The organism is Frigoribacterium sp. PhB107 (genome assembly GCF_003751515.1).
Taxonomy (GTDB): Bacteria; Actinomycetota; Actinomycetes; order Actinomycetales; family Microbacteriaceae; genus Frigoribacterium.
This window is the reverse complement of the sequence record NZ_RJKU01000001.1, coordinates 1,523,678-1,538,681: the sequence shown is the minus strand read 5'-3', so window position 1 is coordinate 1,538,681 and position 15,004 is coordinate 1,523,678. Positions and strand designations below refer to the sequence as shown.

8 protein-coding genes are annotated in these 15,004 nt (G+C 75.1%); 5 read left to right on the top strand and 3 right to left on the bottom strand.

Features of this window, described 5'->3' with window-relative positions; genetic code table 11:
- Positions 1-118: 118 nt before the first annotated feature.
- The gene (locus EDF18_RS07100; protein WP_123546996.1) at positions 119-1,327 is read right to left on the bottom strand and encodes a hemin ABC transporter substrate-binding protein; all 1,209 of its coding nucleotides are present in this window, start codon (positions 1,325-1,327) and stop codon (positions 119-121) included.
- A 23-nt stretch (positions 1,328-1,350) separates the two neighbouring features.
- Here EDF18_RS07100 and EDF18_RS07095 point away from each other — a divergent pair, with 23 nt between their 5' ends.
- From EDF18_RS07095 to EDF18_RS07085, 3 genes are all read left to right on the top strand, one after another.
- Complete coding sequence (locus EDF18_RS07095; protein ID WP_369878187.1) at positions 1,351-2,478, top strand: FecCD family ABC transporter permease; 1,128 nt, start codon at positions 1,351-1,353, stop codon at positions 2,476-2,478.
- Entirely contained in the window at positions 2,475-3,500 is a 1,026-nt protein-coding gene (locus EDF18_RS07090; protein WP_199732348.1) for a heme ABC transporter ATP-binding protein, read from the top strand. Before EDF18_RS07095 ends, EDF18_RS07090 begins: the two co-directional genes overlap by 4 nt.
- Before the next feature lie 87 nt (positions 3,501-3,587).
- Positions 3,588-5,291, top strand: coding sequence for an FAD-dependent oxidoreductase (locus EDF18_RS07085; protein WP_233569015.1), 1,704 nt, complete (start codon positions 3,588-3,590; stop codon positions 5,289-5,291).
- Between the two features lie 92 nt (positions 5,292-5,383).
- Here EDF18_RS07085 and EDF18_RS07080 read toward each other — a convergent pair whose 3' ends face one another.
- Both EDF18_RS07080 and EDF18_RS07075 read right to left on the bottom strand, forming a co-directional pair.
- Positions 5,384-5,605, bottom strand: a complete 222-nt coding sequence (locus tag EDF18_RS07080) for a hypothetical protein (protein ID WP_123546994.1) — start codon at positions 5,603-5,605, stop codon at positions 5,384-5,386.
- 209 nt (positions 5,606-5,814) lie between these two features.
- Positions 5,815-6,723: an NAD(P)-binding domain-containing protein gene (locus tag EDF18_RS07075; protein WP_233569014.1), complete on the bottom strand. Its 909-nt coding sequence runs from the start codon at positions 6,721-6,723 to the stop codon at positions 5,815-5,817.
- Between the two features lie 517 nt (positions 6,724-7,240).
- Here EDF18_RS07075 and EDF18_RS07070 point away from each other — a divergent pair.
- Both EDF18_RS07070 and EDF18_RS07065 read left to right on the top strand, forming a co-directional pair.
- Entirely contained in the window at positions 7,241-14,140 is a 6,900-nt protein-coding gene (locus EDF18_RS07070) for an IPT/TIG domain-containing protein (RefSeq protein WP_158614640.1), read from the top strand.
- 138 nt (positions 14,141-14,278) lie between these two features.
- Positions 14,279-14,932 (top strand): hypothetical protein, encoded by a 654-nt coding sequence (locus EDF18_RS07065; RefSeq protein ID WP_148050055.1) that lies wholly within the window; start codon positions 14,279-14,281, stop codon positions 14,930-14,932.
- Positions 14,933-15,004: the final 72 nt, after the last annotated feature.

Sequence of the window (15,004 nt, the reverse complement as noted above, 5' to 3'; positions counted from 1 at the left end):
GCCGGGGACTCCTGCACCGTATTTAGGTGAGCCTCATTAAGGCAAGGCTTACCTAACTATTGCCCTCCGTCGTTACCGGACCGTGACGTTCGGTCCCGTCCGACTGCCCGGGCGCGGCTCACTGGCCGGGCGCGTAGACCGCGCGGGCCAGCGCCGCGAGCACCTCCGGCGTGCGGGGGCCGAAGCTGAGCACCTGCCCGTCGGCCATGTCGACGAACCGCCGGTGCTCGCCGGCCGCCGTCAGCGCGACGGCGGGCTTCGCCGCGAGCAGCCCGTCGACGCCGCCGGCGCTCTCGAGTCCGCCCGTCATCACGAGGAACACGTCGGGGTCGGCCGCGACGAGCGCCTCGTCGGTCATCGGCCTGGCGCCGACCCACCCGATCTCGGCCGCGACGTCGACCCCGCCGAGCCCGTCGACCAGCGCGTCGGCGCCCGTCCCCTCGCCGAGCAGGTAGTAGATGCCCGCACTGCCGCGCAGGTAGAGGAACGCGATGCGCAGCCGGTCCGCCTCGGCGGCGGGGGCGAGCCCGGCGATCTGGGCCTGCACCTCCTTCGTGCGGGCGTCCACTTCGTCGGCCAGCGCCTCGCCGGCCGCGGGCACCCCGAGGGCGGCCCCGACCGAGCGTGCCAGGTCGCCCGCCCCGGCCGGCGACGGCTCGTTCTCGACGTAGACGACGGTCACCCCCGACTGGCGGAGCTGCTGCACGACGTCCGTCGGCCCGATGCTGCCGTCGGTGATCACCAGTGTCGGCTCGAGCGCCAGCACGGCCTCGGCGTTGATCGAGTGGCCCTCCTTCGTGACGACGGGCAGGTCGGCGGCGCTGTCGAAGGTCGTCGAGACGTCGCGTCCGACGAGCAGGTCGCCGAGCCCCAGTCCCGTGACCGTGGCCGCGAGCGCGCCCGAGATGTCGAGGGCGAGCAGTCGCGACGTGTCGGTGACGACCTGGGGCGTGTCGCCGGTCAGGTCGCGAGACGTCACCTGGGCGGGGAGGCTCGCGGTGCCGGGGTCGACGAGCGGCACGACCTCGTCCGAGGCGAGCACCGCGGTCGACGGGCCCTCGAGCGTGCGCAGGTCGGCGGGCACGTCGAGCTCGTCGAGCGGGGTGGCTGCTGTGCCGGTGCCGGTGCCGGTGCCGACGCCGGTGATCCCGTCACCGCTCGCTGCGTCGCCCGACGTGCAGCCGGTCGTGACGAGGGCGATGCCGAGGGCGAGTGCGGTCGCGACGCCCGCCCGCCTCCGCCCAGCGTGCCTCGAGCTGCGGGGCGCCGTGGGCGCCGAGGTGGGGGCCGGCGACAGCGGCGAGCACGGGAAGTCGAGGGGCAGCATGTAGGTAAGGCTATCCTTACCGCGTGTCCCTCCGCATCGACCACCACGCAGACCCGCGCGCAGACCCCCGCGCCGACCCGCGCACGGCCCACCGCACCGGCCACCGCACCCGGCACCGCCGCCTGGTCGCCCTCACCCTCGTCGTGCTGCTCGCGCTCGTGCTCGTCGTGGCCGTGCTCTCGGCGGGCATCGGCCAGTACCCGGTCGCGCCGCGCGACGTCGTCGGCGCGGTGCTGAGGGCCTGGGGCGCAGGAGGCGCCCCCAGCGACCCCGACGCCCGCTTCGTCGACCAGGTGGTCACCGGCATCCGGCTGCCGCGGGTGGCCCTCGCTCTCGTGGTGGGCGCCGCGCTCGCCGCCGCCGGCACGCTGATGCAGGCCGTCTTCGCCAACCCGCTGGCCGAGCCCGCGGTGATCGGGGTCAGCTCCGGGGCCGCGCTCGGCGCCTCCTCGACGGTCGTGTTCGGCTGGGTGTCGGCCGGTCTCTGGGTGACGCCGACGGCGGCCTTCGCCTGCGGTCTCGTGACGACGCTGCTCGTCTACGGCCTCTCGCGCTCGGGAGGGAAGACCGAGGTCGTCACGCTCGTGCTCACCGGCATCGCCGTCAACGCGGTCGCGGGGGCGGGCATCGCGCTGCTGACGTTCCTCGCCGACACGCAGGCGCGGGAGCAGATCGTCTTCTGGCAGATGGGCAGCATCAACGGGGCGCTCTGGACCGACGTCGCGGTCGCCCTCCCGATCGTCGTGGTGGGTGTCGGCGGTGCCGCCCTGCTCGTTCGCGAGCTCGACCTGCTGGCCCTCGGCGAGCGGAGCGCGTCGCACCTGGGCGTCGACGTCGAGCGTCTCCGGATCGTCGCCATCGTGCTCGTCGCCCTGCTCGTCGGGGCCGGCGTGGCGTTCACGGGCATCATCGCGTTCGTCGGGCTCGTGGTGCCGCACCTGCTGCGGATGGTCGTCGGCCCGTCGCACGGCGGGCTGCTCGCCACGAGCACGGTCGCCGGAGCGCTGCTCGTGCTCGTCGCCGACACCGCCGCGCGCGTCGTCGTGCCGAACGCCGACCTGCCGCTCGGGCTGCTCACCTCGCTGGTCGGCGGGCCGTTCTTCTTCTGGCTGCTGCGGCGCACGCGGCGTCGGGCTGGGGGCTGGGCATGAGCCGCGGAGGTGCGACCGGCGGAGGCGCGACGGATGGAGGCGCGATCGGCGGAGGCGCGACCGGCGGAGGCACGACCGGCGGAGGCACGACCGGCCGTACCGCGACCGGCCGTGGTGCGACCGGCCGTCGAGGCGCGACCGGCCGTGGTGCGACCGTCCGTGGTGCGGAGGGCGAGCGCGAGATCCCCGCCGCCGCCCTCCGCGTCCGCGGCCTCGGGGTCGAGCTCGAGGGCACGACGATCCTCGACGGCGTCGACCTCGACGTCCGTCCCGGCGAGGTCGTGGCCCTGCTCGGCCCGAACGGCGCGGGCAAGTCGACCCTGCTCGGCTGCGTGGCCGGCGACGTCGCGGCCGCTCGCGGCACCGTGGAGCTGGACGAGCGCCTCCTCGGCTCGTTCAGCTCCGGTGAGCGGGCGCGTCGTCGCGGGGTCATGACGCAGGAGGCGCACGTCGCGTTCCCGTTCACGGTCGCGGAGGTCGTCGCGCTCGGCCGTGCCCCGTGGTCGCGCAGCCCGGAGGCGGACCGCGACGACGCCGTCGTCGACGAGGCGCTCGCCGCCACGGACACGACGGCGCTGCGCGACCGGCGGTTCCCGTCGCTCTCGGGCGGCGAGCGCGCCCGGGCCTCGTTCGCCCGGCTGCTGGCGCAGCGGACGCCGGTGCTGCTGCTCGACGAGCCCACCGCCGCCCTCGACCTCGGCCACCAGGAGCAGCTGCTCGGCACCCTCCGCGACCTCGCCTCGGCGGGCGCCTCCGTCGTCGTGGTGCTGCACGACCTCAGCCTCGCGGCGGCCTGGGCCGACCGTCTCGTGCTGCTCGAGCGGGGCCGCGTCGTCGCGGCGGGCACCCCGGCCGAGGTGCTCACGGCCGAGCGGGTGTCGCAGGTGTACGGGCACCCGGTCACGATCGTGCCCGACCCGTCGACCGGGGCGCCGCTCGTCGTGCCGGTGCGGGTGCGCGGGGGGTCGCCTCGCGAGCTACACCCCCGGACCAGCGCTGCACCCTCTGTTCCAGGGGTGTAGCGCTGGATCAGGGGTGTAGCTCGGCCGGAGCGCGGGCCGCGGGCCTGGAGCGCGTCGCTACGCTGGGGGTCGGCAGGGGAGGTCGCCGTGGGGAGCACGAAGCCGGTCGCCATGGCGGCGGTCCACGCGCTGGTCGTCGGCGCCGCCGTCGCGGTCGCGACTCCGTGGGCGCTCGTCGTGCCGGTGCTCGTCTCCCTCCTGACGGGTCCGCTCGGTGGTGCGGCGGTGGCCGGGGTGCCCGCGTTCGGCATCCTGTGGCTCATCGACGCGGCGTTCCGGAACGGCTTGCCCGGGTCGGGCCTGAGGGCAGCGCTGCCCGCCGTCGTCCTCGCCTTCGGAGCGTTCGCCGTGTGCTCGGCACAGCTGCAGCTCTTCCGGGACCCGGAGGCGGCGGTCCCGTCGGACCTGTCGGTCGCCCTCTGGACGGGCGGGCTCAGCGCGGCAGCCGTGATCGTGACGCACGTCCTGTTCGACCGCGACCCGACAGCCGCGCGCGCTGAGCCCGGCACCGACCCCGGCGCCGCCGATCCGACCACGAGGAGCCCCGTGACCACGACTGACGGCACTGAGCCCGCCGCCGCAGCCTCCGAAGCCGACTCCGCCGAGCATGCCGAGGCTGCCAGACTCGCCGAGCCGGCCGCACCTGCCCCCGAGCGCTTCGACCACGTCGTCGTCGGCGGGGGCGTGATGGGGGCGGCGACCGCGCGGGCGCTGGCACGGGCAGGCGACGGCGGCGGCGCGAGCGTCCTGCTCGTCGAGCAGTTCGGCCGAGGCCACGACCGCGGGTCGTCGCACGGAGCGAGCCGGATCTTCCGTCGCGGGTACACCGCCGACGACTGGGTCGCGCTGACGGGCGACGCGATCACGGCCTGGCAGGGACTCGAGGCCGAGACGGGTCGCACCCTGCTCGACTTCACGGGGGCGCTCGACCACGGCGACCCGGTCGCGCTCGACGAGATCCAGGCGGCGCTCGAGCGCGGCGGCGTCGTCCACGAGCGGCTCACGCCCGACGAGGCCGGCGCACGCTGGCCGGGGCTCCGCTTCGACACGAGCGTGTTGTTCCACCCGCAGGCGGGCCGGGTCCGCTCGGCCGACGCCGCCGAGGCGCTGCTCGACAGCGCCTCAGCCGCGGGCGCCGAGCTCCGCTTCGACACCGCCGTGGCCGCGATCGAGACGATGGGGGACGACGTCGTGCTCCGACTCGAGGGCGCAGGAGGCGCCTCCTCGACGGTCGTCTCGACCAGCGTCGTGCTCGCGGTCGGCTCCTGGGCGCGGTACCTGGCTGGTGACCTCGTGAGGCGCGCGGGAGCGTCGCTGCCCGAGGTCAGGGTCACGCAGGAGGAGCCCGCCCACTTCGCGACGGAGCTGCCCGACGACGCCTGGCCGAGCTTCGTCCACCACCCGACCGACCCGGCGCTGCGAGCCCGGGTCAGCACGATCTACGGGCTGCTCACCCCGGGCGAAGGCGTCAAGGTAGGCACCCACGGCACCGGCCGCGAGGTGCACCCCGACGCCCGTCTGGCCTCGCCCGGCGCGGAGGGGCAGGCCGTGCTGCGCGACTACGTCGCCGCGTGGGTGCCCGGCGTCGACGTCGACACGCTCGCGCCGATCAGCTGCCTCTACGACACGACGCCGACGGAGGACCCGGTGCTCGACCGCGTCGGCTCCGTCACCGTCGCGACGGGGTTCTCGGGGCACGGCTTCAAGTTCGGCGCCGTCTTCGGCGAGCTGCTGGCCGGCGTCGCGACGGGGACTCCCGCGCCCGAGCGGTTCCGGTTGCGGCAGGGCTGACCCCCGTCGCGGCCCGGGGTCCTGGCCTCGCGTCGCTCAGGCCCCGCGTCGCTCAGGTCTCGCGTCTCAGGCCTCGAGTCGCTCGTGCTTCGTCAGTCGTTCGTGGGGCGTCGCCTGCCGCCCCTGAGTCCCTGAGCGACGAACACGATGCCGACGACGAGCATCGGCAGTCCCGCCCACGGCGTGTCGAGCGCGAGGAACAGCGTGAGGCCGAGCAGGCCGAACACCACCCCGATCCCGATGTTGTCGCTGCGCTTCTTCTCCTCCGCCGCGGCCTTCGCGCCGGCCTGCGTCTCGGGTCGCTCCTCGTCCATCGCTCCAGGCTAGGCAGGTGCTCGCGTCGAGTCCTCCCTCTCCCGACGGACCTCAGGAGGAGGTCGTCCCGACCGCCTTCGCGGTCGCGCAGCGTCCCTCCGCGAGAGCGACGAAGCGACGTGATGTTCCGCGGCGGCTTGTCGCTTTCGCGGAGGTTCGCGCCGCGACGGCGGCGGCCGACGGCGCGGGCGGCGGGCGGCGGGCGGCGTCAGCCTGCGGGGCCGAGCAGGTCGCGCGCGAGCTCGCGGACCGCGGCGCGGCCGGCCCTGTTCGCGCCCACCGTCGACTGCGACGGCCCGAAGCCGATCAGGTGCACCCGCCGGTCGCGGGCGGCCCGGGTGCCGACGAGCGGGACGCCGCCGAGCGGCCCGCGCAGGTCGAGCCCGTCGAGGTGCCCGACGCTCGGCCGGAACCCCGTCGCCCACAGCACGGCGTCGACGCTCGTCGTCGAGCCGTCGGCCTCGACCACGTGCCGCGGCCCCATCGCGGTGAACATCGGACGCCTCTCGAGCACGCCGCGCCGCGCGGCCTCGCGGGCGTAGCCGGTCCAGATCAGCCCGGTGTACGACACGATGCTGCCCGGGAGGCGGCCGGCCGCAGCGTCCTCGGTGACCCGGCGCTCGACGTCGACGCCGTCCGACCCCGAGGTGAAGTCGTGGTCGAGGAACACCGGCTCACGCCGCGTGTACCAGAGCGTCGTCGCGACCCGGCTGATCTCGTCGAGCAGCTGCACCGCCGAGATGCCGCCGCCGACGACGGCGACGCGCCTCCCCGCGAACTCGGCCGCCGAGACGTACTCGCGTGTGTGCAGCTGACGACCCGTGAACGAGGAGGCGCCGGGTACGTCCGGCAGCACCGGCTCGTCCCAGGTGCCCGTCGCGTTCACGAGCGCGCGCGTGGTCCACGTGCCGGCGTCGCTCTCGACCCGCAGCAGGCCCTCCGGGTCGACGTCGACGCCCGCGACCCTCGTCACGTGCACGGGACGGTGCACCCGCGGCTGCTCCGCCTCCTCGTAGGCGGCGAAGTAGCGCGGCACGGCGACCCGGCTCGGCTCGGACTCGTCGACGGGCGGCAGCGCCATGCCCGGCAGGTCGAAGATGCCGTTGACGGTGGCCATCCGCAGCGACTCCCAGCGGTGCCGCCACGCGCCTCCCGGTACCTCGCCGGCGTCGACGACGACGAACGTCGGCGCAGTGTCCGCAGAGCCAGGGCCAGAGCCAGAGCCAGAGCCAGAGCCAGAGCGGGAGCCGGAGCCCGCACTGCCCTCGGCCGCGACGAACCCCCGGAGGCGCAGGTGGTGCGCCGCGGACAGCCCGGCCTGGCCTGCCCCCACGACGGTGACCGTCGCGTGCCGCAGGTCGCTGAGGGGGTGCACGGGACCACGCTACGGCGGTGACCGGGGAGACCCGTCGCGCAGCGCGCACGGCCGGTCACCCGGGCCGCCCGCGCACCCCTCTCGCGGACCCCCATTCCGGGGGTCGATGGACCGGATCGGGGGACATGCGGCGAAATAGGTCGAGCGATCCTCGCCGACGTGCCCTATCGTCGGGCGGGTAGCGAGTCTGCTGCCTCGGTCTCACCAACCGACGGCGCAGGCGCCAACCACCGCTGCCATGAGGATCAGGAGCGAGTCCATGAGGACTGAAGCACTCGCGCGCGCCGAAAAAGGGCGACCGACCGCGCACCGTCACCACTCCAGGGCGAAGCAGGGCGTGGCCGTGCTCACGGCCGCCCTGCTCGGCATCGGCGGCAGCGTGCTCGCCGCGGCCCCGGCCACGGCCGCACCGGCGGCCTCGATCGCGGAGGGCAGGTTCCTGGACGGCACCGCCCTCGGGCTCGACCTCGCGAACGTTCTGCTGCTGCAGCCCGCCGCGGCCACGAACACGGGTCAGCCTGCCCCGGTGACGCGGGCGACGCCCCTCGACGTGACGGTGCTCAACGCGGCCCGCGCCGACCTCGGCAGCGGCATCCAGCTGCTCGGCCTGAACGGCCTCCTCACCGTCGGCGCCGTCAACCAGTACGCGCAGGCGAACGCCAACGGCAGCTCGACCGCCGCCTCCGGGGCCGTGACCAACGCCGGCGCGATCGGCGTCGGCGGCCAGGCCGGGGTGCCGCAGGCGAACGCCAGCTTCAACCTCAGCCGCCTGGTGAACACGCAGGCCCTCGCCAACCTCCGCGTCACGACGGGCGCGCTCTCGGCCACCGCGGCTCAGGCCGCCGGGCCGAACGGGGCCCAGACCGGCGCGTACCAGATCGCCGACCTCGACCTCAGCCTCACCAGTCCGGTCCTCGCGACGACGATCAACGGCCTCCGCTCGACCCTCACGGGCCTGCAGCCCACCGTCGACGCGATCCCCGGCACCCTGACCGGCCTCCTCGGACCGACCGTCCAGGTCACGGGCCTGCCGAACCTGACCACCCTCGGCAACTCGCTCACGACCGTGACGAGCGCCGACGGGTCGATCACCGCGAACCTGCAGACGGGCGCGATCACGATCGACGTCCCGACCGTCCTCGCGACGCAGGGCGTGAACATCAACACGCTGCCGGCCGGCACCGAGCTGACGCCCTACATCACGACCGCGCTCACGACGCAGCTGCTCCCGGCCCTCACGGTCGCGCTGCAGTCCCTGGTGACGCAGATCACCAGCGGCCTCAACGGCGTCACGGCGACCGTCAACGTGCTCGGTGCGCGGGTGCCCGTCTCGCTCGCCGTGCTCTCGCCGGTCCTCAACACGGTGATCGGCACCGTCGTGGCGCCGGTGAACACCGTCATCTCGGGCCTCGGCGGCACCGTCGTCACCCCGCTCGCCACCGCGCTCACCGGCGTCGTGTCGCTCCGCGTCAACAACAAGACGACCGCCGGCGGCACCTTCACGCAGAGCGCCCTCCGCGTCGGCCTGCTCGGCGTCCTCCAGGCAGGCACCGCCGTGGAGCTCGCCTCCGCCTCGGTCGGCCCGAACGCCGGCCCGCTCGCCGCGCCGACGCTCACCGGCATCACGCCCGTCGAGGGCCCGGTCGCGGGCGGCACCGCCGTCACGGTCACCGGCTCGGCCTTCACCGCGGACTCGCGCGTGAGCGTCGACGGCGGCGCGCCGATCACGCCCACGGCGGTCTCGGGCGACGGCACCTCGCTCACCTTCGCCACGCCCGCCCACGCGGCAGGCCCGGTGCCGGTCACCGTCACCACCGCGGTCGGCACCTCCGGCCCGCAGACCTTCACCTACATCCCGGTGCCCGCGACCACGGGCCTCACGCCCGCGCAGGGCCCCGTCGGAGGCGGCACCACGGTGACCGTCGCCGGTTCCGGGTTCCTCGCCGACTCGACCGTCTCGGTCGACGGCTCCGCGCCGATCACGCCCGACAGCATCGCCGCGGACGGCACCTCGCTGACGTTCACGACGCCGGCGCACGCCCTCGGCGACGTGCCCGTCACGGTGACGACGCGCGGGGGCACCAGCGCCCCGCAGACGTTCACCTACCTGCCCGCGCCCGCGGGCGCGCCCGTCCTGGCCGGCATCACGCCGGACGAGGGCCCGGCAGGAGGCGGCACCCCCGTCACGATCACCGGCACCGGCTTCTCCGCCGGCTCGACGGTCTCCGTCGACGGGTCCGAGCCGATCACGCCCGACACGATCGCGACGGACGGCACCTCGCTGACGTTCACGACGCCCGCGCACGCCCCCGGCCCGGTGCCGGTGACGGTCACGAACGGCACGGGCACCTCGGCGCCCCAGACGTTCACCTACCTCGCGCCTCCGCTCGCCGCTCCCGTCCTGGACACGATCACGCCTGACGAGGGCCCGGTGGGAGGCGGCACCTCCGTCACGATCACCGGCACCGGCTTCACCGCCGGCTCCACGGTCTCGGTCGACGGCTCGGCCCCGATCACGCCCGACGTGCTCGCCGACGACGGCACGTCGCTGACGTTCACGACGCCCGCGCACGTCGAGGGCACCATCGCCGTCACGGTGACGAACGCCGGCGGCACGTCCTCGCCCCTGGACTTCACCTACACGCCCGCCCCGGCCACCGCGCCGGTGCTGATCGACATCGAGCCCGAGGTCGGTCCGGCAGGAGGCGGCACCCCCGTCACGATCACCGGCACCGGCTTCACCGCCGGCTCGACGGTCTCGGTCGACGGCTCCGCCCCGATCACGCCCGACACGATCGCGACCGACGGCACGTCGCTGACGTACACCTCGCCGGCGCACGTCGCCGGCACGGTGTCCGTCACGGTGACGAACGACGGCGGCACCTCCGCCCCGCTCGACTTCACCTACGAGCCCGCCCCCCTCGCCGCTCCCGTGCTCGCCACGATCGACCCCGACGAGGGGCCTGCAGGAGGCGGCACCGCCGTCACGATCACCGGCACCGGCTTCGAGGTCGGCTCGACGGTCTCGGTCGACGGCTCGGCACCGATCACGCCCACGGTGATCGCTGCCGACGGCACCTCGCTCACGTACACGGCCCCGGCGCACGTCGCCGGCACCGTGCCCGTCACGGTGACGAACGCGGGCGGCACCTCCGCCCCGCTCGAGTTCACCTACCTGCCCGCACCTCCGACGGCGCCCGTGCTCGCGACGATCGACCCTGCCCAGGGACCGGCCGGGGGCGGCACGCCCGTCACCGTGACCGGCACCGGCTTCACCCCCGGCTCGACCGTGACCATCGGCGACACGACGGGCCTCGTGCCCGACGCCGTCTCCGACGACGGCACGGAGCTGACCTTCACGACCCCGGCCAACGCCGCGGGCGAGGTCACCGTCACGGTGACGACCGAGGGGGGCACGTCCGCACCGCTGCCGTTCACGTACACCGCGCCTCCTGCGGGTGCTCCGGTGCTCGCGACGATCGACCCTGTCGAGGGGCCGGTCGCCGGCCGCACCGTCGTGACGCTCACCGGCTCGGGCTTCCTGCCCGGTTCGACCGTCAGCATCGGCGACACGACGGGCCTCGTGCCCGACTCGATCGACCTGACCGGCACGACCCTGACCTTCACGACCCCGGCGAACGCCGCGGGGCCCGTGACCGTCACGGTGACGAACCTGGCGGGGACGAGCGCGCCGCTCGGCTTCACCTACCTGCCTGCCCCGGCCGACGCGCCGGTGCTCATCTCGGCCACCCCGGCCGAGGGACCGGTCGGAGGCGGCACGGTCGTCACCGTCGCTGGCTCGGCCTTCACGCCCGGCTCGACGGTCTCGATCGGCGACACGGTCGGCCTCGTGCCCGACTCGATCTCGACGGACGGCACCGAGCTGGTCTTCACGACCCCGGCGAACGCCGCGGGCCCCGTGAGCATCACCGTCACGAACGCCGCCGGCACGAGCGCCGCGCTGCCGTTCACGTACCTGCCGGCCCCGGCCGACGCCCCCGTGCTCACGACGATCGACCCTGACCAGGGCCCAGTCGGCGGCGGCACGCCGGTGACGATCACCGGCACCGGATTCACGGCCGGCTCCACCGTCACGATCGGCGACACGACGGGCCTCGTGCCCGACGACATCGCCGACGACGGCACCTCGTTGACCTTCACGACCCCGGCCAACGCCGAGGGGCCCGTGACGGTCACGGTGACGAACGACGCGGGCACCAGCGCGCCGCTCGGCTTCACCTACGTGGCGGCCCCCGCCGGCGCCCCCGTGCTCGCGACGATCGACCCCGTGGAGGGACCGGTCGGAGGCGGCACCCCGGTGACGATCACCGGCACCGGCTTCGCGGCCGGGTCGACCGTGTCGATCGGTGCGTCCGCGGGCATCGTGCCCGACGACATCGCCGACGACGGCACGTCGTTGACCTTCACGACCCCGGCGAACGTCGCCGGTCCCGTGACGGTCACGGTGACGAACGACGCGGGCACCAGCGCGCCGCTCGGCTTCACCTACGTCGCGGCGCCCGTCACCGCACCCGTGCTGACGACGCTGGCGCCCGACTCGGGCCCGGTCGGCGGCGGCACCCCGGTGATCATCACCGGGACCGGCTTCACGCCCGGCGCCACCGTCTCGATCGGCGGCACGGCCGGCATCGTGCCCGACGACGTCTCCGACGACGGCACCGAGCTGACCTTCACGACCCCGGCGAACGTCGCCGGAGGCGTGCCGGTCACGGTGACGACCGACGGCGGCACCTCCGCGCCGCTGACCTTCACCTACGAGGCGGCCCCGGCGGGCGCACCGGTCCTGACGTCGCTGACGCCGGAGTCCGGCCCGGCCGGCGGCGGCACCTCCGTCACGATCTCGGGCTCGGCCTTCCTGCCCGGGTCGACGGTCACGATCGGCGGCACGGCAGGCATCGTCCCCGATGAGATCGGAGTCGGCGGCACGACGCTGACCTTCACGACGCCCCCGGGCGCCCCGGGTGACGCTGCCGTGACGGTGACCAACCTGGCGGGCACCAGCGCGCCCCTCGAGTTCACGTACCTCGCGCCTCCTCTGGGCTCGCCCGTGCTGACGGCCATCGCGCCCGACGCCGGACCGGCCGCGGGCGGCACCTCGGTGACGCTCACGGGCACCGGCTTCACCCCCGGGTCGACGATCACGATCGGCGACGCGACGGGCATCGTGGGCACCCTCTCGCCCGACGGCACGCAGCTCACGTTCACGACCCCCGGCGGCACCGCCGGAGACGTGCCCGTGACGGTCACGAACGCGACGGGCACCAGCGCGCCCCTGACGTTCACGTACCAGGCGGCGCCCGTCGTCGCACCGACGCTGACGAGCCTGACGCCCGCCGAGGGCCCTGCGGGAGGCGGCACCGACGTCACGATCGTCGGCACCGGCTTCACGGGCGACTCGACGGTCACGGTCGGCACCACGACGGGCATCGTGCCCCTCTCGGTCTCGACCGACGGCACCTCGCTGGTCTTCACGACGCCGGCCGGCGCCGTGGGACAGGCCGACGTCTCGGTGACGACCCCGGCAGGCACGAGCGGCACCCTGCCGTTCACCTACCAGGCGGCCCCGGTCGGCGCGCCCGTGCTCGCGACGCTGTCGCCGACCAGCGGTCCTGCAGGAGGCGGCACCACGGTGACCGTCACCGGCACCGGCTTCACCCCCGGGTCGACGGTCTCCGTGGACGGCTCCGCGCCGATCACCCCCGTGATCAACGGTGCCGGCACGTCGCTGACCTTCACGACCCCGGCGCACGCCGCGGGCCCCGTGCAGGTCACGGTGACGAACGAGGCGGGCACCTCCGCCCCGCTGCCCTTCACCTACCTGGCCCCGGCGTCCACCGCGCCCCTGCTGCTGAGCCTGGCGCCCGCGTCGGGCCCGGTCGGCGGAGGCACCGTCGTGACGATCACCGGCTCGGGCTTCGTGGTCGGCGCGACGACGGTCTCGATCGACGGAGGCGCCGCCCTGACGCCCTCGTTCGTCTCGCTCGACGGCACGCAGCTGACCTTCACCACCCCGGCCGACACGGCCGGACCGGTGCCGGTCACGGTGACCACCGCCGGCGGCACCAGCGCGCCGCTGACCTTCACCTACGTCGCGGCTCCCGCCGGGGCGCCGGTGCTGGCCTCGCTCACGCCGAGCTCCGGTCCGGTCGGCGGCGGCCAGACGGTGACGATCACGGGCACCGGCTTCGCGGCCGGGTCCACGGTCTCGGTCGACGGCGGGGCAGCGATCACGCCCGCCACGATCAGCGCCGACGGCACGTCGCTGACGTTCACCACTCCGGCGCACGTCGCCGGGCTGGTGCAGGTGACCGTCACGAACGCCACGGGCACGAGCGCCCCGCTGACGTACTCGTACCAGGCCGCGGCCGCGCTGGCTCCCCAGCTGACGTCGCTGACGCCTCCCACGGGTCCCCTCGGCGGCGGCACCGTCGTCACCGTGACGGGCACCGGGTTCACGCCGGGCTCGACCGTCTCGGTCGGCGGCTCCGCCCCGATCACGCCGGACAGCATCTCGGCCGACGGCACGACGCTGACGTTCACGACCCCGGCCGGCACGGCGGGCAGCACGACCGTCACCGTGACGAACGCCGCAGGCACGAGCGCCCCGCTGCCCTTCGTCTACGCCGAGGCGGGCGCGCCGCCCGTCGTCACCTCGCCCGTGCAGGGCCAGGTCGTCACGACGCCGAACCCGGTCGTCACGGGCACGGGGACGCCGGGCTACACGGTCACCGTGCGGATCCTCGCCCGGGTGCTCTGCACCACGGTCGTCGCGGCCGACGGCACCTGGGCCTGCTCGCCGCTGGGCGGGCTGCCCGAGGGCGAGTACACGCTGACGGCCACGCAGACCGGGCCCGACGGGGTCGCCTCGGCAGCCTCGGCTCCGGTCCAGTTCGCCGTCGACCTGCCGGCTGCCGGCGGACCCGGTGCCGGGACGCCCGGCACGGGCACGCCCGGCGCGGGCACGCCCGGCGCCGGCGGCAACGGCGGCTCGGGCTCGGGCGGCTGGTACAGCGGCACCGCGGGCAGTGGCCCGCTGGCCTTCACGGGCAGCGACACCGCGCCGGTCCTGCTGGCCGCGCTGCTGCTGATGGTCGCCGGCGGGTTCCTCACCCTGCGGAGGAGGTCGCGCCGCAGCTGAGCCCGCTCAGCAGCTGAGCCGCTGAGCCCGCTCAGCGACCGCAGGAGGTGCCCGTCCGGCCAGACCGGACGGGCACCTCCTCGTCGGGGTCGCGCAGTAGCCGTGCCGCACGGGACGGTCTGTCGGTAGCGTCGGGGCATGAGCGATCCCGTGACTCCTCCCTCGGCCCACGTCCACCCTCCGGCCGCAGCCTCGGCGTCCACGGGCATCGACCGGAGGGCGCTCGTCGTCGCGGGCGCACTCGTCGGGCTGGGCGCCCTGGTCACGGCCGCGCGCTTCCTGGTCGGCCTTGCCGCTCTCGCGACGACCTCGCTGTACGCGGTCCTGCCGGTCTTCGCCCTGATCGCGACCCTCGCCACGTCCGCGGGGCTCTGGCTGGTCAGCGGCCGAGGGGGCATCTGCGCGACCTCGCCCGCCGGACGCGTCGCGCTGCGCATCGCTGCCGTCACCCAGGTGCTCGTCGCAGTCCTCGCGCTCATCCCGGCCGTCCTCGCTGCGGGTCCGGGGCCGCTCGTCGTCCTCCTCCTCACGGTCGTGTCCGTCGTCGCGGCCCTCGTGGGAGCCGTGCTGGCAGCGCGCTCCGGCAGCGTCCGGGGCGTCGCGGGCTGGGTCCTCCTGCCGTGGACGGTGGTGGCCCTCGTCCGCACCGTCGTGTTCTCCACCCCGGTCGGGTTCGCGCTCGGCGCCTCCTCCATCACGGCGTTCGCGTATGGCGGGCAGGTGCTCACGATCGTCACCCTGCTCCTCGTGGCGGTCGCGTGGCTCGTCGCCGGGCTGCGCACAGCTCGCTGATCTCCCCTCGGCGCACGCGAAGAACCGCGATCCGAACCATGAACCGCGACAAAGCGCGGTTCATGGTTCGGA